The sequence below is a fragment of the Tissierella carlieri genome (genome assembly GCF_018917285.1).
Classification (GTDB): Bacteria; Bacillota; Clostridia; order Tissierellales; family Tissierellaceae; genus Tissierella; species Tissierella carlieri.
On sequence record NZ_JAHLOH010000019.1, the window covers coordinates 58,816 to 80,477 of the forward strand.

Genomic DNA, 21,662 nt, shown 5'->3' on the forward strand with positions numbered 1-21,662 from the left:
AAAGTAAGTAAATACTAAACTAGCTAAAATAAGGAAGACTAGCAAATTTGCTAGTCTTCCTTAATCTTAAATAAGTGTATCAAACCATTTAGTTGCTCTGCAGTTGCAGCCTGATGATCTGCAGCAGCGGCTATTTGCTCTAATGCTGTTACTGTTTCTTTCATTCCCATCATTACTTCATCAGAATTAGCAGAAGCACTATTCATACTACCCGCTACATTCTGTATTACCGATGATATCTCTTCAATTGATGCATTTAACTCTTCAGCCATTGCTGCTGTTTCTTGAGATAAGTTATTTACAAATACTGCATCTTTCTCATAATTGATTCCAGTATCTATTAATAAATCATAGTCCTTTCTTACATTTCCACCTACAAAATCTAATATATCTTGAGCATTGATAGATAAGTGTGTAAATGCAGATCCTACGTCTCCAACTACCTTTTGAATATCTGCTACATATGCATCAGATTGTTCTGCTAGTTTTCTTATCTCATCTGCAACTACTGCAAATCCTTTACCTGCTTCTCCTGCTCTTGCTGCTTCTATAGCTGCATTTAAAGCTAATAAATTTGTCTGGGATGCAATTGATGCTATGGATTCTGCTATAATGGAAATTTCATTTACTATTTTTCCTTCTTCTATAGCATTTAATATTGCCTGTTCTTTCTCATTTAGTAAATTATCTGCAACTCTTTTTGATTCCTGTCCTTGGATTTTTATTTTCTCAGCTCTTTCCTTAATTTTTGCTGATTCTGCATTTCCATCTGATGAACTAGATGCAAGCTGGGTCACTCCAGAATTTACTTCCTGTATTGTAGCTGTCAACTCCTCTGTAGCAGCATTTATCTCTTGAATATCATTTACTATATTTAAAGTGTTATTTGATATTGTTTCAAATGTTGAGCTAATTTCCTCAATTGTGGCTGAAAGTTCTTCAGAAGAAGCTGATACATCTTGAGATTCTGATGATATTTTTATTATTGTAGATTTTATCTTTTCTTGAGCCTCTTTTAATGCTCTCATAAGCTTACCCATTTCATCATTAGATTTAGACTCTATCATTTCAAATCTTAAGTCTCCATTACCTAGTGCTTCGGCAAATTCTAGACCTTTTTTGACAGCTCCAGATATGCCAAAGGATAAAAATATCCCTAAAACAATTGCAACAGCAAAGCTACCTATAAATATTATATTCATTGTAAAGGAAACGAGTTTATACGCTATGTTATTATCACTGGCTTGTTCTCTCGCCATATCTTGATTGATTAAAATCAGCTGATCTATTCTTTCAAACATTTCATTTGTAAAATCTGATAATGCCCTAACTGATACAGTTATGGAAGCTGCACTCTCTCCAACCTTATCTAAAATTTTTTCACGTCTCGATTCATAATATTCTACATCACCTTTTAAGCCTTCCCATATTAACTCAACATCTTCAGCCATATCTCTACTTTCAAATCTATCCATTATTTCTCTATAAGATACTGTTATATCTTTTACTTGCTGTACATATTCTTCTTTACGAGACACACTGTCTTCCCCTGCCATATATTGAAGCATTATGGTTATTTTTTGCAACGTTGATTTAAGCATATGTAAATCATCAATATTTTGCAAATTATAACTATACATCATTTCTGCACTTTTATTAATCTTTCTCATATTACTTGTACCTAACAGACCTATGACACCTACAAAAATAGATATAATTAAAAACCCTGCAATTAATTTAGTCTTTATGGACCTATTATTTATGATTCCTATACCATTACTTCCTAGTTTTTTTAAATATTTAGTCAGTGAATCTTTCTTATCTCTTATTTTCATAGATTTTATTACCCCCTGTCCAATTTAAAAATTATTTCTATGCCCTAATAATTTCCATATTCTAATTGTATATTATATAGGTTGTCAATACAAGGAGAATTTGTCGGATTTCCTCTAAGACTCATAGTTCTAAAGTCCTAAGTCTTAAATTAATATTTTCTCTTTTTTCTATGTTTTCTTTCTAATTTATGATATAATATTATGATGTAAATTTTAAGTAAGGGATGGAAATAAATTGATTAGTGTAAATAACGTAAGTTTAAGATATGGATCACAAAAATTATTTGATGATGTAAATTTGGTATTTACTCCAGGTAATTGTTATGGTGTAATTGGAGCTAATGGAGCTGGAAAAAGTACTTTCCTTAAAATCTTATCTGGTGAAATTGAACCAAACACTGGTGATGTTTCTATAGCTAAAGATGTTCGTATGTCAGTCCTCAAGCAAGACCATTTTGAGTATGATGACTGTGAAGTAATTCAAACTGTAATAATGGGTAATAAAAGACTCTATGAGATAATGATAGAGAAAGACGCAATTTATGCTAAAGAGGATTTTTCTGATGAAGATGGTATCAAAGCATCTGAACTTGAGGCAGAGTTTGCTGAAATGGATGGCTGGAGTGCTGAATCTGAAGCTTCTTCTTTATTACAAGGTTTAGGCATCGGTACTGAACTCCATGAAAAAAAAGTAGCCGATTTAACTGGTAACGATAAGGTTAAGGTATTGCTTGCTCAGGCCTTATTTGGAAAACCTGGTATACTAATACTAGACGAGCCTACTAACCATCTTGATGTAAAATCAGTAAGATGGCTGCAAGAATTCTTGGGAGATTTTGAGGGTACAGTCATAGTTGTATCCCATGATAGACATTTCCTTAATGAGGTATGTACTCATATGGTGGATATTGACTTTGGTAAAATAAAAATGGTTATAGGAAACTATGATTTCTGGTACGAATCAAGTCAATTAGCACTTCAGATGATGAAGGATCAAAACAAGAAGAAGGAAGATAAAATTAAAGAGCTCCAAGCCTTTGTTGCCAGATTTAGTGCTAATGCTTCGAAATCTAAGCAAGCCACTTCTCGTAAGAAACTGTTAGACAAGATAACTTTAGATGATATTATACCTTCTACTAGGAGATATCCTTTTGTTGGCTTCACTATGGAAAGGGAAGTTGGCAATGAAATTTTAACAGTGGAAGATATATCTAAAACAATAGATGGCGTAAAAGTATTAGACAATATTAGCTTTAGAGTAAATAAAGGTGATAAAATTGCCTTTATTGGAGATGAAATAGGTATTACTACTTTATTTAAAATCCTGATGGGCGAAATAGAGCCAGATAGTGGCAGCTATAAATGGGGAATTACTATTACTAAATCATATTTCCCTAAAGACAATTCAGAGTTCTTCAATGATGTGGATTTAAACCTAGTGGATTGGCTACGTCAATTCTCAGTTGAACAGTCTGAAATATATCTAAGAGGATTTTTAGGCAGGATGTTATTCTCTGGAGAAGAAGCATTAAAACAAGCAAAGGTATTATCTGGTGGAGAAAAAGTAAGATGTATGCTATCTAAGATGATGCTAAATAATGCAAATGTTTTAATTCTTGACCAGCCTACAAACCATCTAGACTTAGAGTCTATTACTTCCGTAAATAATGGCTTAAAAGACTTTAAGAGTAATGTACTATTTACTTCTCATGACCATCAATTTATTCAAACTATTGCAAACAGGATAATTGAAATAAAACCTGATGGATTTAACGATAGAACTATGACTTATGAAGAATATATAGAGAAATTTTATTAGAAAAAAAGATCCTTCATTTTATGAGGGATCTTTTTACTTGATTCTTCTAGGACTCCCTCTACTATAATAAATTAATTTATAGATATATTGAATTATGGTATAATCCGCCATAGCCATTAATTGAAGGGTATTGAAAAAACAGCAGCCACTCAAAAATCTTTATCAAATATTCCAGAATAAAGCCACTACCAATAAATAAAGAGAACCTGAAAATCTATGATGGTTATTTCTCTGAACTTATTTCCTAGCTCTTCGATACAAATATCCTATAAATTATTACTTACTCTATAGGATATTTTCTATTACATAAACCTCTTCCTTAAATAATTACTAAATCTATCAATAGCTATTATCATCAATGATATACCTAAGAGTAAAAATCCCACCTGCTCCCAATTTCTCCATGTTATATTCATTGCTAAAGTGGTTCCTATACCTCCAGCTCCAATTACACCTAAAATAGCAGAATTTCTAATATTGGATTCTAATCTATATAATACTAAACTAATAAAAGTTGGAAATGTATGGGGTAAAAGTCCATATCTATAGCTATGAAATTTCGTTGCCCCTGTTACAATTATACTATCTTGAATATTTCTTTCAGCATTTTCTAATACTTCACTATACATTTTTGTAAGTACACCTGTTGTATAAATACTAAGAGCCATGGCTCCAGCTAATGGGCCTGGTCCCACACCACGAAAAAATATTATTGCAGTTATAAGTGGAGGAAAGGTTCTTAATATATTTGCACTTCCTTTAAAGAATAAAGCTATTTCTTTCTTGGGAGATGTATTATATGCAGTTAAATAAGAAAGTACTAAAGAGAAAAATGCACCTACTATAGTAGAAAATATAGCTATGAAAAAACTTTCTTTTACTCCATCTATAAGCTTAGGAAGATATGATATATCTATTTTAATCATCCTTCCTATTATATTCGCCCCTTGATTTAGTCCAATTAGCAATCTATCATAATTTATATCCAATGACTTAAATGCTAAGGATAACAATCCTATAAGTATTATAGGAATACAGATTATCTTTGATATTTGAAACCTCTTATAATTTTCTATTGATTTAAAGTTAATAGATAGACTTTTTAAATACTTTCTAATAAACAAACTTAATAAATCTATTGATAGAATGGTCAAAACCAAAATCAATATTATAGCAGCTAAATTATCATATCTTAAATGATTTAAGTCTCTCCACATAATCTGTCCTATTCCGCCAGCTCCAACTAAACCCAATATAGTTGCAGACCTAATATTAGTTTCTAATACAATAAAAAATACCGAAATAGATAATTCAAAGATATATGGCAAAATACAATATCTTAGTACTTGTATAGAGTTAGCCCCTACAGATTTAATGGAATTCAATTGATTTTCCTTAATCGATTCAATATATTCTCGAAATAGCTTCAAAGACATTAAAAATCCGATAATTATAAGAGCTATAATTCCTGAAAACCTGCCTATACTAAATACACTGACTAATAAAGCTGCCCATATTAAGCTTGGAATAGTTCTAAAAAAAGAGAATAATCCATTTAATATATCTGCTAGATATTTATTAGGTGCAATATTATCAGAGACAAATATAGAAAATGGCAAAGCCAATATTACTCCCATTATGGATGAAATCATGGCAATTTGAATTGTCTCAATTAACCTTTCAAATACCTCCGTTCTATAGGACAGATTGGGACTTAACATCCTTTCAAAAAGGCCAAGCATACTTGGTATACCTTTATACAGCCTAATAAAATTAAAGTCTACCTTATTCCCTAAAAAAATTAGAATAATAATAGCTCCCAATAAATATAAAATTTTATATATTCTTTTATTATTGATATATCTTTTTAAGGAGTTCATCGCTTAAGTCACCTGCTTTTCCATCATATAAGATTTTTCCCTTTTTTAAAGCTATGATTCTATCACAATATCTCTTGGCTAGATTTACATCATGAAGGTTAATTAATATTGTAATGTTGTTCTTTTCATTAATGGTTTTAAAATATTCCATTATAATTTTGGAAGTTGATATGTCAAGGCTTGCAACGGGCTCATCGGCTAATATGATTTTAGGATTCTGGCAAAGAGTTTTTGCAATCGACACCCTTTGTTTTTGTCCCCCACTTAATTGATCTGCCCTTTCAAACATCTTTTCACCTAGCCCCACTTGCCTTAATGCCTTACTTGCACTTTCATAGTCTTCATCATTAAATATACCAAAAATTGATTTAAAAGAAGACTTATATCCAAGTCTTCCTACCAATACATTATCTAAAACTGAAGATCTATCAATCAAATTATAATCTTGAAAAATAAAACCTATGGATCTTCTTATGGTTCTAAGCTGAGAATTTTTAAGCCCTATTATATCTACATCATCTACATAGACCTTTCCCTTTATAGGTCTAACTAGTAGGTTTATAGTCTTTAATATACTAGATTTACCGCTACCAGATGAGCCTATTATCCCTACAAATTCTCCCTGCTCTATTTCTAGATTTATATTATCTACTGCTAATGCCTTTCCATCATATGAAACTGTAATATTCTCTAGTTTTAGCATTAGATCAACTCCTAATTACCCTCTTTTAAATCAACATTCATAGACTCTGCCGTAGTCCTTATAATATAGTAATCATCATCTGTTGCTTCTTCAAATCCATACATATTAAATAATTCCTTCAAAAGCCTTGAACCTTCTTCAGATTTTGCAACATTCAATAAAGCATTTTTTATATTTTCTTGAAGCTCTTTATCCATATTACCTCTCACAGTTACAGATATATTTGGAATATAATCTGTATAACCTAATACTTCTGTTTTTTCCATAGCGTCTGGGAAATCTTCCTTATATCTATCTCTCGCATCTACAAAGGTAGTAGCTACATCAACATCACCATTTAATAGTAATTGTAGGGCTTTATCATGCCCTCCACCATATACATATTCTATATCCTTTTCTATATCTATTCCCTCTTTGATTATATGTGCTCCAGGAAATAGATAACCTGATGTAGAAGACGGATCTACGAATGCTACTTTTCTCCCCTTTATATCGGAGAAATTTTTAATTTGACTATCTTTTCTTACTAGAAATTGAGAACGATATTTTCCTTCTCCAGATTTATTTAATGCGGTTAGTATAACACCTGCATTACTCTCTTGATTAGCTAAAACATAGGCAAATGGAGGAATAAATCCAAAATCAACTTGCCCTGACCCTAATCCTTCTACTACCCCAACATAATTAGTGGCAGTGAATCCTTCTACTTTAACTCCAAGTTCCTTAGATAACATTTCTGTCAATGGTTCTACAGATTCTATTAGCTTATCTCCATCTTGCATAGGAACAAAACCCATTCTGATAACTTCTTCTTTCTTTTCCGTACAGCCAACAATTTGAGTAGCTAAAGCTACAATTAATAATAAAATAATTATTCTTTTCATTGCGTTCCCCCTCAATTTAAATTATTGATTACAGAATACTACACTTTCATATTAATTGCAATACACTTTTAATATATTTTAATTGTGTCACTATATGTATCGTTACGCTTTATTCGTTCATTAAAAAAGATAGCTAATAGCTATCTTTTCTGTTCAATAATAGTTTATTTAATTAATTTTAATAAAACCTCAAGTTTTAATCTATTCATAGGATCTTCCATGTCAAAATTTATTAAATTATTTATTTCTTCTATTCTTTTTCTAACTGTGTTTATGTGTAAGAAAAGTTGCTTTGCCGTAAGACTATAATTCATTTTACACTCTAGATATACTTTTAGAGTTTCTATAAGCTCACTATGCTCTGGATTTTCAATCAAAATTTTAATATCCTTTGACATTATTTCTAATTCATCTTCCTTTATATCCATCCAAGCAAAAACTCCTAAATCAGAATACTTTAGATAATATTCATCGGGATATAATATTTGACCAATCTTTATAGTTTGTTCACATCTTATATAATTTCTTTTTATTTCATATACTGTACTTTCATTATCCGAAATACCAAAAACTATATTTATATCTTCAATCTTTGACTCAATTCTTTTTTTGAAAATCTCAGCTGATTTTTTCATTAACTTTAAGTTTTCTTTTTCAGAAATTCTATTATCTATTGGAAGTAGAAAAACACACCTATTGTCATCTATCATAGCCATTCTAGCTTCCATATGTGATATACTGCTACTTACGGCTTCCTTAAGTTCATTTTTGTAGCTAACTAGATGAGCCTCTTTCCTTTCTTGCTTCATCAAAATCAAATAATAATTTAAATTTATATCTAAACCTAGATCAATAGCTCTTTTAGCTATGGTTTCATCATCTAGCAAGTTACCTGATATGATTTCTGCAATAAATTTTTCAAAACCTATGTCTCCAATGCTTTGTGCTACTAATATTTGTTCATATAGAGATTGAAGAAGTAAAAAACCTATTCGTAATGCAAATTGGTCAAAATAATCTATAAGTCCTGTAGCTTCAACTACTACAAAATAAGCTTTTATCTTATCTCCCACTGTAATAGGTACAGTAATCCAGCTATAGGGCTTATCGTATTTATCGTCATAAAACCTATATCTTATCATTTTAAGGTTATCACATAATATTTCTTTTGTAACCTCAATTGTTGGATTCCAAAAATCTCCTATTTGAATGTCTTCCAATAATTCTAAAAATGTAGGAGAGCTATAATAAGCCTTTTCAGATGATAAATCATAGAGCATTGCAGGAAAATTCATTTCTCCTTCCATTTGTGATAATATCTTATTTATCTTTCTTGATTGATAAGTCAAATTAGAAAAACTCTTTGGGTTAATATTTCCTATCCTAAATTGTCTAATATTTTTATTCATTACAAGTACATTAAGTTGGTTCATAATTTCCATCCATGAAGGACCCATGGGAATATTTATTAAAGGTATATTATATTCATTAAACACATCTGTTATATAATCTGGGATAGTCTTTAAATATCTATCTAACTTAATTCCCATACCTGATATTTCCCTAAATATATCACTATTAATATATTCTTCAAACAGTCTTGGATGTTGTTGAAATACATAACCTGATGATATAACAAATTCTCTACCTTTAGTCCATTTATATCCATCTGGGGCATCGAGGATTGCAATTCCCTGTATCTGCTTATCTAAACCTCCCTGTCCTGCTATGACTTTAAAATCTTTGAAAAATTCTGCTCTAAGCATTTCTCTAATAGTTAAACCCATAGTACCACCTGTTCCTATTTAATGTTAATATTATACCACAAATTTTTTTATGTATGAAAAAAAGAGATTCTTTGCATCTCTTATTATGGAATTACTAGAGATTTCCAAAGAATCTTTTACTAAATTTATTGTTAACTTTAAATTGTTATTATTGAACAATTTAAATCATCACTACTCAATTGGGCTTACATATTTTCTTTTTTCTGTTCTTTTATTAAACTCAGCATTTGCTTCCTCCACTAATTTAGGGTCGTTTAATAAATCATACATCATTCCTGAAAAAATCTCTGCTGCATATATCATACCCTTCATACCCATTGATGATCCAGAAGCTGAAGTTGCTTGCCATGAATGAGCTGGTACTCCTAGTGGCCAAGTAGCAGTTAGGAATAAATTCATTGGCATTATCCATGATACATCACCACTATCAGAGGAACCTGAAACTACTACAGAGTTCACATTTTCTTTTTCCAATACTTCTTGATGTATATATATTTTTTCATCACTATCTGATGATATAAATTTTTTAATTTCAGCCTCTACCATATTTGGATCTAAAGTTTCTTGTATAGCTTTTGCAAATTGAAGTTCTTCTTCTGTATATGTTGGTGAACCAATTTCCACCATATTTTTATGAGTTAAATCAAATAACACTTTATTGGGTAACATCTCATAGCATCCACCTAATACCTCATATTCAACTGTTGTTTCCGTCATCATTGCTGCACCCTTTGCGATTTTAAACAATCTTTCTGTTATTTCTTCCACATCTTTTCTATAAGGTGCTCTGACAAAATACCAAGATTCTGCTTCCTTTGGAACAATATTTGGTGCTCCTCCTGCATTCGTTATGGTATAGTGAATTCTAGCTGAATCTATAACATGCTCTCTTAGATAATTAGCACCTACATTCATTAACTCGACAGCATCTAAAGCAGATCTACCAGATTCTGGTGATTGTGCTGCATGAGCAGATATTCCATGGAACTTAAATTTGATTGAGTTATTGGATAAAAATCCTCTTTCTATTGCTGTATTTGCGTTCATTGGATGCCAGCTAAGGGCCAAATCACATCCATCAAAAGCTCCAGCCTTAATCATCTTTACCTTACCTATCAAAGTCTCTTCTTCAGGACAGCCATAAAATCTTATTGTACCATTTATCTTAGTTTCCTCTAGATATTTTTTAATTGCAAGTACAGACCCTATAGCTGCACTACCTAATAGATTATGTCCACAACCATGACCAGGACCATTTACCTCTACTGGATTAAATTTTGTATCTAAGGACTGAGATAATCCTGGTAATGCGTCATACTCTCCTAATACTGCTATTACAGGAGAACCACTGCCATATTCACCAATAAAAGCATTCTCCACTCCCTTTACTTCCTTTATTTCAAAGCCATAAGATTTTAATATATCTTTATATAAATTAGATGATTCTTTTTCATTTCCTGAAGTCTCTGGATTATTCCATACCTTTAAGCTCAATTCTTTTACTTCTTCACTTATATCCTTTAAATATTCTAATACATGTGATTTATTCAATCTAAACCCTCCCTAACTACTTTTATATAAGTTTTTTCTTATATAGAGCTGTACCTATACCAATAGTTCCAAATACTGCTCCTAATGTAACTATATATGTTGGATTACCCGGCAAGAAACTAAATACTCCTCCTTTTAATGCAAAGGTTAGTGCTAGTGCTATCCCTAATGCGATTGGTGCTAGTTTTAACTTTTTAAGAGCAAATTGGACAAATATTGCTCCAAATAATGCAGGTAATAAATAGTTAAATGAAACAACTACACTTTCTGGTAGTGATTCTAAAATTGCAGCACCAGCAAATACTCCTAAAGCTAATATTACGATATTTACAATAACTGATATAGCCATACCTAATGTTGCTATAATAGTTCCTTCCTTTGTACCAGGCTCTACCCCTGCTACATTCTGGGATACTGCTGCAGCTGGAATTCTAAGATTTGAAATATTTCCAGTTATAAATGCCATATATGTTCCCGGTACTCCAACTATTGGAAAATATGATATTGGTTCAACTACCCAGTTTATACCCGCCGCTGATGCTATAGCTATAAATGCTGTAATTATTGCACTTACAGGGGGAACAAGTTTATATATTACTGCAAGTACCAATGCTGGTCCAAATGATAATAATACGCCTAACCAACCAGTTATCTTTCCCCACTTGATTATATATGGTAAATACACTCCATCATAGTGATTATTTTTTTCCATTGTAATAGCCTCCTCTATTATCTCTGTTTATATTAATGCCGCTATTAACATTCCACCAAATAATGCTAAGGTTAAAGCCCATTCCTTTAGCCATTTAATATTCTTTTTATCTGCTATTGGAAATAGTATCAACATTATAGTTCCACCTACTAATGCTGCAATGGTATTTTTATTCATTGCTACTAGATGTCCTGATACTAATGAACCAAAGGATCCTAACATAGCTGCTACTGATATAATACCTAATAATCCTTTATCACCTTTTGAAAACTTAACTTGTACTTTCTCCATTTTGTCCGCTGTCAATGTAGCAAATACTATCCAACCAATAGAACCAAGTATCATAGTCCAAACTGCATTTGCAAATGCCATATTAGTCATTGGGTCTATTCCCATCTTAACTCCTACTGCCTCTGCTCCGAATCCTGCTGCCATCATCTCAAACATGACAGAGCCTATAAAAGATAATCTCATCCATGCCATAGGGCCACCTACTGTTACTAATAATGATAAAAGTCCTGTTAAGATTACTATTGAAGGCCCTATTGATGTAATAAAACTACTTTTCATTGCACTTTTCATTTGTCCTTCTGTAAGTCCTATTTCTTTTCCTGTATTATAAGATTTTTTAGCAAAGATAATTGCTTGAAATAATGCCAAGGTTATTGCAAGTCCTGCTGCCAACCACATTGGAAAGCTATTTGCAATTTGTAAATAGTCCATATTTATTCCTCCTTAGTTTGTTGTTTATCTAAATCTTATCACTCTCATATATGCCAAACCAATGTAAAAACTTTTCTTATTTAATCAAATTTGTGAAAATATTTTCAAAAAATAAAAAATAACCTATGAGAAGGGGGACTACTCATAGGTTATCTTATTTACAGTTTATCTTATATCTGTAAACTCTATATCAATCTTTTCTTCAGTATTATTCCTCATGATTGTTAATGTTGCTTTATCTCCTTGTTTGTACTTATATAATACTTTTTTAAGTTTACTCATATTGTCTATTTCTGTATTATCTATTTTTGTAATAATATCTCCATTTAATAAACCAGCTCTAGATGCAGGAGTATTTTCTGAGATTTGAATTAGTATTACTCCTTTATCTGTTGTCAATTTAACTCCAAGTCTAGCTTGATAATCCTCAACGGAAACTCCTGATATTCCCATAAATACAGTCTTATATGATCCATTTTTAACTACTTCCTCCACTATTGCCTTTGCTTCATTTATAGGAATAGAAAATCCTAATCCCTCTGCTGTTTTTATCTTAGCTGTATTGATACCTATTACCTCACCTTTACTATTTAAAAGTGGTCCACCACTGTTTCCTGGGTTAATGGATGCATCTGTCTGTATTAAATCTTCTATCACGTTATTTGTACTTACTTGGATAGATCTATGAAGTCCAGAGATTATACCTGAGGTAACTGATCTTTGAAATTCTAATCCTAATGGATTTCCAATGGCTACGGCTATCTCACCAACTTCTAGTTTATCTGAATCTCCTAAAGTAGCTACTGGAAGCCCGGTAGCCTCTACTTTAACTATAGCTAAATCCAATGTACTATCATTCCAAAGTACTGTTCCTGATTTTTTATCACCATTTTCAAATAACACATTAACTTCCTTGGCATTTCCATCTGCTACCACATGGGAATTTGTAAGAATATATCCATTACTGTCTATTATAACTCCAGAGCCTACACCTTCTACTTCTTGTTGAGAGAAGAAATACTGTTGTAACTCTACAGAAGTTATACCTACTACTGAACTCATAGCCTTCTTAGCTACAGCTGATACTGTATTTATATCATCACTAGTTGTAATATTTATCGGTGCTGCTGTATATGCGGTGTTATTTGGATTAGGTAATACCCTGCCATATAGACTTGGTGCTATATATATGGAAGATAAGCCTCCCACAAGTGAAGCAGCTAATGCTATTGCTATATAGGATATTAAACTACCTCTAAAGGATTTCTTCTTTGGCTCCTTTTTTTCTCCACAGCTCCTATATATATGAATATCTTCTGGTATTTTATAGTTTTCTTTACTTCCTATGACTTCCTCAAACTCCTCTGTCTCTCCCGTAATCTTCTCTGTCTTTTCTAGATTCTCATCGATTTCATTTTCTTCTATTCCATAATCTCTATTTTCATCCATAATACTTCCTCCCAATTTTTTAGTTGATAGTGAAGGGTGAAAAGTGAATAGTTTTAGGTAAGGACTTAGGGTCTTTTGTTTTTTTAACTATTCACTATTACTTATTCACTATTCACTGTTCTTTTGTCTTTATTCTAATCTAAGAGTATGAAAATAATATGGTGAAATTATGTTTTTGTTGTGGGATTTGGTTTTTCTTTTTGTATATTTGATATAATATCCTTAAATAAATGGAATTATATAATGGGGTGATTTATATGTCCTATAGAATATATTTAGTAGAAGATGATGAAAACCTGAATTTAGTACTTACATCTTATCTAAAAAAAGAAGGCTGGAATGTGGTTTCATTTTTAAATGGTCTTGATGCAGAAAGATCTATCTTAACTCCGCCTGATTTATGGATTTTAGATATTATGTTACCTGATATTGATGGATATCAATTAATTAAAGAAATCAAATCAGCTACGCCTAATATTCCAGTTATATTTATTTCTGCTAGGGATGCAGATATTGATAGGGTCGTAGGACTTGAACTGGGTAGTGATGATTATCTGCCTAAACCATTTTTACCAAGGGAATTGGTAATTCGTGCTAGAAATCTTCTAGATAGATTTAGCGCCAGTGCTTCTACCATAAGCAACCTACATCCTTATACTATAAATGATAACAGTAGGGTGGTTAAGCTTGGAGAAAAGATAATTGATCTTACTTCTAAAGAATATGATTTATTAATATACTTTGCTAAAAATCCTAGCATAGCATTGTCTAGAGAGCAAATATTAGACCATGTATGGGGAAACGATTATTTTGGCTCCGATAGAGTTGTAGATGATTTAGTTAGAAGACTTAGAAAAAAAATGCCGGACCTAGATGTGGAAACTGTCTATGGCTATGGTTATAGGGTGAATAAATCATGAAAAATTATCCTTTATCTGTTCAGATTTGGATTGTTATCGCCATTATTACCCTATCTATCTCTATACTGTTGGCATTTATACTTCCTTCTACTCTAAGGAGTTTTTTCACAAGGGAGGTCTATGCCTCTATTCATGCTGCTCAAGATTTGGTATTTAATCAATTTGATAGTAATGTATATAGAGACTATATTGGGCCAGATTTCTTTGGTGAAGAGCAAGTATTAGAAAACATTCGAACTGTGAAGCATTTTATAATATATGATGACAACAGACCAATAGCAAGCTTTTCAATTTCTGAAGACTTTCTAAAAAAAGCTCAGGAGCAAGCTATTGTTCAAAGAAACATTAGTCAAGAATATAGTGGCGATATAAATGGAAAAAAAGTATTTTATATTATTTCAAAATGTAAAGTACTAAACCAAGATGCTTTTCTCGTATCCTATATGGGTGATTCTTATAGAGAAGACCTAGTTCAAACTCTATTTAAAAGGCTTATTAACCTTATGGGCTTGGTATTCCTATTCAGCTGGATTCCGGCCATACTACTGTCTAGGTATCTATCTAAACCATTAGTAAATTTAGAAAAGAAAGTAGAAAAATTAGCTAATAATGAATGGAATGAGCCTATTGAGCTAAATAGAAGAGATGAAATAGGAAAATTAGGCTATTCTATTGAACATCTTAGAAAACAGCTTATACGCCAAGATGAAGCTGAACAGTCTTTCCTACAACATGTATCCCATGAGCTAAAAACTCCAGTAATGGTCATTCAAAGCTTTACTCAAGCCATTAAAGACGGTATATATCCAAAAGGTACTTTAGATGATTCTATAAATGTAATAGATAATGAAGCTAAAAGACTTGAAAAAAAGATTAAAAATTTGCTATACCTAACTAAGTTAGATTATCTATCTAATCATGAAATAGATAAAGTCAATTTTTCTCTTGATTCCTTAATCAAAGAAATAATAGAGAGATTTTCTTGGCATAGAACAGATATTAATTGGAATCTAGACCTTATTCCTATATCTATAGAAGGTGATTTAGAGCAATGGAAAATTGCAATTGAAAATCTATTAGATAATCAAATACGGTATGCAAATAATCAAATCCTTATTTCTTTGAAGAAAACTAATAATAAAACTCTCTTAAGAATATGGAATGATGGTCCACATATTGAAGAAAATCTTTTAAATACCATGTTTAATAAATTTAATAAAGGTTATAAAGGCGAATTTGGATTAGGTCTAGCCATAGCCTATAAAATAATTAACGCACATAGTTCTAATATCCTTGCTATAAATGAAAAAGAAGGGGTATCATTTTATATAGAGATTTCTAGTTAGGAGTGATAATATGGATAAATTAAATATAACTGTTGAGCATATATCTCACAGTGGTTTTACTGTGGAAACAAAAAATTTTTATCTAGTATTTGATTATCATAAAGGAGATATTTCTCTAAAAGATAAAAAGACTATAGTCTTTGCCAGTCATTCTCATATGGACCATTTTAACCCTGCTATATTTAAATGGAGAGATGCAAATAAAAATATAAATTATGTCCTAAGCTCAGATATAGATATTGAAGATGAAGAAATTTATAGTATGAGACCCTATGAGGAACTAGCATTAGATGATGTTAAAATAAAAACTTTTGGTTCTACAGATATGGGGGTGTCCTTCCTGGTCAATGTAGATAATATAAATATATTTCATGCAGGTGACCTAAACTGGTGGTATTGGGAAGATGATACTGAAGAGGAGAAACTAAGTATGGAAAAATCTTTCAAGGAAGAGATATCTAAGATTAAAGATTTCCATATTGACTTAGCCTTTTTCCCTGTAGATCCTAGATTAGAGACCGCATTTAACTTAGGAGGAGAATATTTCATTGAAGAAGTAAATCCAAATTATTTTATACCAATGCATTTTGGGGATAAGTTTAGCATAACAACAGATTTTATCCACAAAATGAAGGGAAATATGTGTACAATAATAGAATTAAATAGAAAAAATCAAATAATATCACTTTAATGTAATTCTTTTGTTTGTGAAATGTCATATAACTATTGCCAGGTATTATGAAAAAATATATACTATAATGGTATGGACAGCCATATTGTCCAAAATATGACGGAGGTGTTTTTATGAACAAAAGATTAATCGCATCAGTGAGTTGCGCAGCTCTGCTTTTATCTTCTACAGGCTTAGCTTCCCACGCAAACTCAGCGACAAATTTAGTTGCAGTTGATGCTGTAGCGGCTGCTACTACTTCAGCACCAGCGCCAGCAAAACCAGCTACACCAGCATCAAAACCAACAGCATCAGCAAAAACTACTACAACTACAACACAAGCTACTGCTACATCATCAACGATAACTCGTTTATTAGCATTAGGTTCTGTAGGTGGAGATGTTACACTACTACAAACTTTACTTAACAGCAACGGGTATATACTTAAAACAGACGGAATATTTGGAGAAAGAACTTTAGTAGCAGTTAAAGATTATCAAGGCAAAAATAGCCTTAGAGTTGATGGAATTGTTGGTCCAAAAACTCTGGCAAAATTAGCTCCAGTAGTAGCTGAAGTAGTTAAACCAGCTGAACCTGCTACACCAGTAGTACCAGCTGAAACAGAAAAACCAACTGAAACGACTGAACCTAAATCAGAAAAAACAGAGACAGTAACTAAGCCTGTTGAAGAAGAAGCTGAAGAAAAAGTAGATGCTGTAACATCAGCTTCTATAGTAGATAATGCAGCTGATTTCGAAAAGGCAATATCTAAAGATGGAAAATGGATTATTTGTACCTTAAATGACCTTACTTTTGACAAAGAACTTGTTTTAGAAGGTGAATTTAAAAATGGCAAGAAAAATGCAGATGGTACAGATGCTATTCAACGTAAGATAGCTCCTTATACTCAAGATGATAACAAAGTTGTACTTGAAAGATTTACTATAACGGCTCCAAAATTAACTATCAAGAGTCCTAATGCCAGAATCCAAGGCGGAACTTTCAAAGGTGATATATATGTTGAGGTACCAAACTTTAGAATAGTAGATGCTACAGTTGAAGGTAATATATATTTCTTAAATAATGAAGCTAAGGAAACTTTCAATATCGATGAAAAGAGTACTATAAAAGGAAAAAGAGAATTAATTAATGTTGATGCAACTTCTACTGCTTCAATAGTAAGAGATGAAGCTGATTTTGAAAAAGCAATATCTAAAGATGGTTCATGGATTGCCGCTTTATTAAAGGATTTAACTTTCAATAAAGACCTTACTATGGAGGGTGAGTTTAAAAATAACGATACAGTAGACCGTAAAATCGGTCTTTATAGCCAAAAGACTTTAGAAGATAAAACTAAGGTTTTTACTCATAATTTTACATTAACAGCACCAAGATTATTTATTAAAAGTCCAATGCCTAGAATGCTTAACGGTACATTCAACGGGAACCTTTATGTTTCCTCAGATAACTTTAAGTTAGAAAATACTAAGGTAAATGGAAGTGTTTATTTCACTACAGAAAGTGCCAAGTCTACTTTCAATAATGTAAATAGTGAAATTACTGGAGAACAAGAATTAGTAGAGGTAGATGCCATCGCATCAGCTTCTGTGGTAACTGATGAAGCTAATTTTGAAAAAGCAATATCCAAACATGGAAAATGGATTATTTGTCTTGAATCTGATATCACTACTGATAAAGAGCTTGCTTTAGAAGGTGAATTTAGAAATGGTAAATTTGCTACTGATGGTACACATGCTTTTGATCGTAAAATAGCTCTTTACACTCAAGATGATAAGAAAAATGTAACTGGTGAATTTACTTTAACAACACCAAAATTAATTATCAAAACTCCTAAAGCTAGAATACAAAACGGAACTATCAAAGGTGACCTTTATATTTCAGCACCTGGAGTTAGATTAATAAATACAAAGGTTGAAGGTAATGTATACTTCACTACTCAAGAAGCTAAAGATACATTTAGCCCAGAAGGAACTTACTCAATTTCAGGAGTACAAGAATTAAAAACTAATTAATATAATAAAGAGGATAAAGTCTAGGCTTTATCCTCTTTAACACTTATTAATCTTTCCTTTATAAACCTTATATCATCAGATATATATCTATGCTCTACTTGAGATACATCAAAATTAACAGTTTTGAAAGCAAATTGGAAGAAATATCCTCCAGCTATAGACATTATAGCAGTTCCTATACCAACTGAACCACCTAATAAATACCCTACTACTGTAACCAAAATTTCCACAGAATTTTTTACAAATCTTACAGATTTATTTGTCTTCTTGGTCAGTGCAACCATAAGTCCATCCCTAGGTCCCGCTCCAAAACCTGCTCCAATATAAATATAGCATCCATATCCTAGAACTAACATGCCCAAAAGCATCATCAGTAAACTTGGAAAAAAAGAATTAAAAATAGGGATTAATTTATTGAACATTAGAAAGTCAACGAAAATACCAATAACTATCATATTAAATATAGTTCCCCAGCCTATATTTTGTCCTAAGAATATATCTATTATAGTTATTATAAGTCCAGCAATTATGCTTGCTCTTCCTATAGGTAGATTAAATATATTTCCTAATCCTTGATGAAATACATCCCATGGAGAAACCCCTATATTAGCATTAATAGTCATGACCATCCCTACGGCACATACAAAATATCCTATAAAAAGTCTAATAATTCTTAGAATTATTTTTTTCATATAATTAATTCCACTGGACAATGATCAGAACCCATCACATCTGAATGTATAGCTGCTGACTTTACATTGTCTAAAAGAGTCTCTGATACTATAAAATAATCAATTCTCCAGCCCACATTTCTATCTCTTGCTTGTCTCATATAAGACCACCAAGTATAAGCATCTTCTTTATCTGGATAGAAATGTCTAAAGGTATCAACAAACCCTGATTTTATTAATGCTGTCATCTTTTCTCTTTCTTCATCAGTAAACCCTGCATTTTTTCTATTGGTACTAGGATTTTTTAAATCTATTTCCTTGTGAGCAACATTTAAATCACCACATAAGATTACAGGCTTTTTATCTTCTAATTTTTTGAGATAAGATTTAAACTCATCTTCCCATTTCATTCTATAATCTAATCTTGCTAATTCTCTTTGAGAATTGGGAGTATAGACATTTACTAAGTAGAATTCATCATACTCTAAAGTAATAACTCTACCTTCATTGTCATGCTCTTCTATATCTATTCCATAAAATACGGATACTGGTTCAACCTTTGTAAATACTGCTGTTCCTGAATATCCTTTTTTCTCTGCATAATTCCAATATTGATGATATCCCTCTAGTTCCAAATTAATTTGTCCCTCTTGTAGTTTAGTCTCCTGTATACAAAATATATCTGCATCTACTTCATTGAAAAAATCTAAAAATCCTTTTCCCACACAAGCACGAAGTCCGTTTACATTCCAAGAAATCAACTTCATCTCAAATTCCCCCTTGCTAATTCTTTTTAATATTCATCTAAAAATGAGTGTTTTTCTCCATCTTCTTGCCATCCTAATATTCCGTCCATATTGACATTTTCAGCTGCTCTAAAAATATTAATATCAACATTTACGAAGTCTTTCCTTAATGTTTCAAGCAAATCCTTTATCTCATATCTTTTATTACCAATTTTTTTAGCTGCGACCATACAAGCACAATTTAAAGGCCAGATTCCTGCATTTTGAATAAATCTTTGAATATAAATTTCTTCTATTAGGTATAAAGGTCTTATTAATTCAAGACCTTCAAAGTTTTGAGCCTTTAATTTAGGTAACATAGTCTTAAAATTACCAGCACATAATAGATTTAACATTGTAGTTTCTATAACATCATTGAAATGATGGCCTAAGGCAAGTTTATTACAGCCTAATTCCTTTGCCTTACCATATAGTGAGCCTCTTCTCATCCTTGCACACATATAGCAAGGATAATCCTTAGCTATTTTATCTGCAACTGCAAATATATCCGCATCATATATATGGACTGGTATATTTAAATATTCACAATTATCCTCTAGAAGCTCTCTTATTTCTGAATGATACCCTGGGTCCATGGCTATAAACTCTAATTCAAAATTTTTATTTCCATTCCTATATAATTCTTGAAAGAGTTTCGCCATAAGAAGGCTATCCTTTCCTCCTGATATGGCCACTGCTATTTTATCTCCATCTTGTATAAGATTATATTCTTTTATTGCTTTAATAAATTTAGCCCATATATGTTTTCTATAAGTCTTTATAATACTTCTCTCTATATCAGCTAATGGTTTTCTTTCATTAAAAGGGACTAGTATTTCACATCCTGATCCTTTTATTCCATTATCTTTTTCATCCATTATTATCACTCCATCTAATTCTATTGATTATTATAGTTTATACTAAAAATTATTCTTCTAATAATTCAGTGTGGATTAAAATCTCACAATTATCTCTTTCTCCAAAATATACAGTTCCCCATACTCCTATAAGGATCATAAGAGCTCCAACAAAATCATACCAGAAAAAATCTTCTTTTAATATAAATACTCCAGCCAAAATTGATACTATGGTACAAAGATTAGCAAAAACTGCAGATTGGGATACTGGAATCTTTGATATAGTATAATTAACCATAAAGAACGCAATTATTGATGATAAAATACCTAAATACAATAGAGGAATTATGGCTTGATTATAAGCTAGAGGTGCAAAATAGCTTCCCATTGTACCTTTTATTAAATTAGTAACAATTAATATCATATTAAATGAAATAGCTCCTACCCACATCATTACATAAGTTATTTCAATAGGAGTAAAATTTGCTGATGATTTTTTTGATCCAATGTTATAAAACGAAGATGCGATTATGGCTAGAAATAAAAATATAATTCCTAGAAAATTTCCAGACAAGCTTAGGCTATTCTTCATCATATTGATAAAAACAACTCCACCTACAGATAAAACTATAAATCCTAGTTGGGATGATTTAAGTTTCTCATGTAAGAATATCATACTAAAAATAGCTACAAATACAGGTATCAATGATATCATAAGACCTGCCTCTGATGAAGAAGTCATGCTTATGCCCATAGATTCAAAGAAAAAATATAATACAGGCTCACAAAAAGATGTTAATAAAACCATTTTAATATTCTTTCCTTTTAAATCTACCTTAATAATTTTAAATACCTTTAGTGTAGTCATAGTTAATGCTGCTAATAAAAATCTAAAGGCAATAAGTTCAATTGGTGTCATAACCTCTAATCCTATCTTAGAAAACATAAAAGAAAATCCAAATATAGTAGAATATATAATTGCGGAGATTATAGGCAGATATTTTTTATTCTTCAAAAATAACATCCTCTCTTTTTAA

18 protein-coding genes are annotated in these 21,662 nt (G+C 31.4%); 5 read left to right on the forward strand and 13 right to left on the reverse strand.

Translation table 11 applies throughout. From position 1 onward, the window contains the following. Positions 1-50 precede the first annotated feature (50 nt). Complete coding sequence (locus KQI38_RS04570) at positions 51-1,835, reverse strand: methyl-accepting chemotaxis protein (RefSeq protein WP_216556396.1); 1,785 nt, start codon at positions 1,833-1,835, stop codon at positions 51-53. 235 nt (positions 1,836-2,070) lie between these two features. On the opposite strand from KQI38_RS04570, the gene KQI38_RS04575 reads away from it, so the two are divergent. Further along, entirely contained in the window at positions 2,071-3,654 is a 1,584-nt protein-coding gene (locus tag KQI38_RS04575; protein ID WP_216556398.1) for an ABC-F family ATP-binding cassette domain-containing protein, read from the forward strand. 302 nt (positions 3,655-3,956) lie between these two features. Here the strand turns inward: KQI38_RS04575 and phnE are convergent, their stop codons facing one another. The 8 genes from phnE to htrA all read right to left on the reverse strand — a co-directional run bounded on the left by phnE (position 3,957) and on the right by htrA (position 13,343). Next, positions 3,957-5,534 carry a phosphonate ABC transporter, permease protein PhnE gene (phnE, locus tag KQI38_RS04580; RefSeq protein ID WP_216556400.1) on the reverse strand — a complete coding sequence of 526 codons (1,578 nt, stop codon included), beginning with the start codon at positions 5,532-5,534 and terminating at the stop codon, positions 3,957-3,959. Then, the gene (gene phnC / locus KQI38_RS04585) at positions 5,506-6,237 is read right to left on the reverse strand and encodes a phosphonate ABC transporter ATP-binding protein (RefSeq protein ID WP_216556402.1); all 732 of its coding nucleotides are present in this window, start codon (positions 6,235-6,237) and stop codon (positions 5,506-5,508) included. Before phnC ends, phnE begins: the two co-directional genes overlap by 29 nt. 11 nt (positions 6,238-6,248) lie before the next feature. Further along, positions 6,249-7,121, reverse strand: coding sequence for a phosphate/phosphite/phosphonate ABC transporter substrate-binding protein (locus tag KQI38_RS04590; RefSeq protein WP_216556404.1), 873 nt, complete (start codon positions 7,119-7,121; stop codon positions 6,249-6,251). A gap of 164 nt (positions 7,122-7,285) precedes the next feature. Beyond that, the gene (locus KQI38_RS04595; protein WP_216556406.1) at positions 7,286-8,908 is read right to left on the reverse strand and encodes a PucR family transcriptional regulator; all 1,623 of its coding nucleotides are present in this window, start codon (positions 8,906-8,908) and stop codon (positions 7,286-7,288) included. Between the two features lie 171 nt (positions 8,909-9,079). Beyond that, positions 9,080-10,459 carry an amidohydrolase gene (locus KQI38_RS04600; RefSeq protein WP_094902946.1) on the reverse strand — a complete coding sequence of 460 codons (1,380 nt, stop codon included), beginning with the start codon at positions 10,457-10,459 and terminating at the stop codon, positions 9,080-9,082. Positions 10,460-10,481: 22 nt separating this feature from the next. Continuing rightward, the gene (locus KQI38_RS04605; RefSeq protein ID WP_094902944.1) at positions 10,482-11,171 is read right to left on the reverse strand and encodes a hypothetical protein; all 690 of its coding nucleotides are present in this window, start codon (positions 11,169-11,171) and stop codon (positions 10,482-10,484) included. 27 nt (positions 11,172-11,198) lie between these two features. Further along, positions 11,199-11,894: a DUF5058 family protein gene (locus tag KQI38_RS04610; RefSeq protein ID WP_094902942.1), complete on the reverse strand. Its 696-nt coding sequence runs from the start codon at positions 11,892-11,894 to the stop codon at positions 11,199-11,201. Positions 11,895-12,059: 165 nt separating this feature from the next. After that, positions 12,060-13,343: a serine protease HtrA gene (htrA, locus tag KQI38_RS04615; RefSeq protein WP_216556407.1), complete on the reverse strand. Its 1,284-nt coding sequence runs from the start codon at positions 13,341-13,343 to the stop codon at positions 12,060-12,062. A gap of 257 nt (positions 13,344-13,600) precedes the next feature. On the opposite strand from htrA, the gene KQI38_RS04620 reads away from it, so the two are divergent. The 4 genes from KQI38_RS04620 to KQI38_RS04635 all read left to right on the forward strand — a co-directional run bounded on the left by KQI38_RS04620 (position 13,601) and on the right by KQI38_RS04635 (position 18,312). Further along, positions 13,601-14,263, forward strand: coding sequence for a response regulator transcription factor (locus KQI38_RS04620; RefSeq protein WP_216556408.1), 663 nt, complete (start codon positions 13,601-13,603; stop codon positions 14,261-14,263). Then, positions 14,260-15,609, forward strand: a complete 1,350-nt coding sequence (locus KQI38_RS04625) for a sensor histidine kinase (RefSeq protein ID WP_216556410.1) — start codon at positions 14,260-14,262, stop codon at positions 15,607-15,609. The genes KQI38_RS04620 and KQI38_RS04625 overlap by 4 nt, the downstream gene beginning before the upstream one ends. A 10-nt stretch (positions 15,610-15,619) precedes the next feature. Then, complete coding sequence (locus tag KQI38_RS04630; RefSeq protein WP_216556412.1) at positions 15,620-16,300, forward strand: MBL fold metallo-hydrolase; 681 nt, start codon at positions 15,620-15,622, stop codon at positions 16,298-16,300. Between the two features lie 113 nt (positions 16,301-16,413). Beyond that, positions 16,414-18,312, forward strand: coding sequence for a peptidoglycan-binding domain-containing protein (locus KQI38_RS04635; protein ID WP_216556414.1), 1,899 nt, complete (start codon positions 16,414-16,416; stop codon positions 18,310-18,312). A gap of 20 nt (positions 18,313-18,332) precedes the next feature. On the opposite strand, the gene KQI38_RS04640 is transcribed toward KQI38_RS04635, so the two are convergent. From KQI38_RS04640 to KQI38_RS04655, 4 genes are read right to left on the reverse strand one after another with little or no spacing between them, the layout of a single operon-like run. Then, positions 18,333-19,004 carry a YczE/YyaS/YitT family protein gene (locus tag KQI38_RS04640; RefSeq protein WP_216556416.1) on the reverse strand — a complete coding sequence of 224 codons (672 nt, stop codon included), beginning with the start codon at positions 19,002-19,004 and terminating at the stop codon, positions 18,333-18,335. Beyond that, on the reverse strand, positions 19,001-19,750 hold the full coding sequence (locus KQI38_RS04645; protein ID WP_216556417.1) for an exodeoxyribonuclease III: 750 nt from the start codon (positions 19,748-19,750) through the stop codon (positions 19,001-19,003). The genes KQI38_RS04640 and KQI38_RS04645 overlap by 4 nt, the downstream gene beginning before the upstream one ends. Before the next feature lie 26 nt (positions 19,751-19,776). Next, positions 19,777-20,646, reverse strand: coding sequence for a tRNA 2-thiocytidine biosynthesis TtcA family protein (locus KQI38_RS04650; protein ID WP_216556419.1), 870 nt, complete (start codon positions 20,644-20,646; stop codon positions 19,777-19,779). 49 nt (positions 20,647-20,695) lie between these two features. Continuing rightward, complete coding sequence (locus tag KQI38_RS04655; RefSeq protein ID WP_216556421.1) at positions 20,696-21,640, reverse strand: DMT family transporter; 945 nt, start codon at positions 21,638-21,640, stop codon at positions 20,696-20,698. Positions 21,641-21,662 lie beyond the last annotated feature (22 nt).

Coding starts and splice junctions, on each gene's coding strand:
- KQI38_RS04645 (WP_216556417.1), bottom strand. CDS start 19,750: ATGAAGTTGATTTCTTGGAATGTAAACGGACTTCGTGCTTGTGTGGGA.
- phnE (WP_216556400.1), bottom strand. CDS start 5,534: ATGAACTCCTTAAAAAGATATATCAATAATAAAAGAATATATAAAATT.
- KQI38_RS04570 (WP_216556396.1), bottom strand. CDS start 1,835: ATGAAAATAAGAGATAAGAAAGATTCACTGACTAAATATTTAAAAAAA.
- KQI38_RS04605 (WP_094902944.1), bottom strand. CDS start 11,171: ATGGAAAAAAATAATCACTATGATGGAGTGTATTTACCATATATAATC.
- KQI38_RS04640 (WP_216556416.1), bottom strand. CDS start 19,004: ATGAAAAAAATAATTCTAAGAATTATTAGACTTTTTATAGGATATTTT.
- KQI38_RS04635 (WP_216556414.1), top strand. CDS start 16,414: ATGAACAAAAGATTAATCGCATCAGTGAGTTGCGCAGCTCTGCTTTTA.
- KQI38_RS04590 (WP_216556404.1), bottom strand. CDS start 7,121: ATGAAAAGAATAATTATTTTATTATTAATTGTAGCTTTAGCTACTCAA.
- KQI38_RS04595 (WP_216556406.1), bottom strand. CDS start 8,908: ATGGGTTTAACTATTAGAGAAATGCTTAGAGCAGAATTTTTCAAAGAT.
- KQI38_RS04625 (WP_216556410.1), top strand. CDS start 14,260: ATGAAAAATTATCCTTTATCTGTTCAGATTTGGATTGTTATCGCCATT.
- KQI38_RS04620 (WP_216556408.1), top strand. CDS start 13,601: ATGTCCTATAGAATATATTTAGTAGAAGATGATGAAAACCTGAATTTA.
- phnC (WP_216556402.1), bottom strand. CDS start 6,237: ATGCTAAAACTAGAGAATATTACAGTTTCATATGATGGAAAGGCATTA.
- htrA (WP_216556407.1), bottom strand. CDS start 13,343: ATGGATGAAAATAGAGATTATGGAATAGAAGAAAATGAAATCGATGAG.
- KQI38_RS04610 (WP_094902942.1), bottom strand. CDS start 11,894: ATGGACTATTTACAAATTGCAAATAGCTTTCCAATGTGGTTGGCAGCA.
- KQI38_RS04650 (WP_216556419.1), bottom strand. CDS start 20,646: ATGGATGAAAAAGATAATGGAATAAAAGGATCAGGATGTGAAATACTA.
- KQI38_RS04630 (WP_216556412.1), top strand. CDS start 15,620: ATGGATAAATTAAATATAACTGTTGAGCATATATCTCACAGTGGTTTT.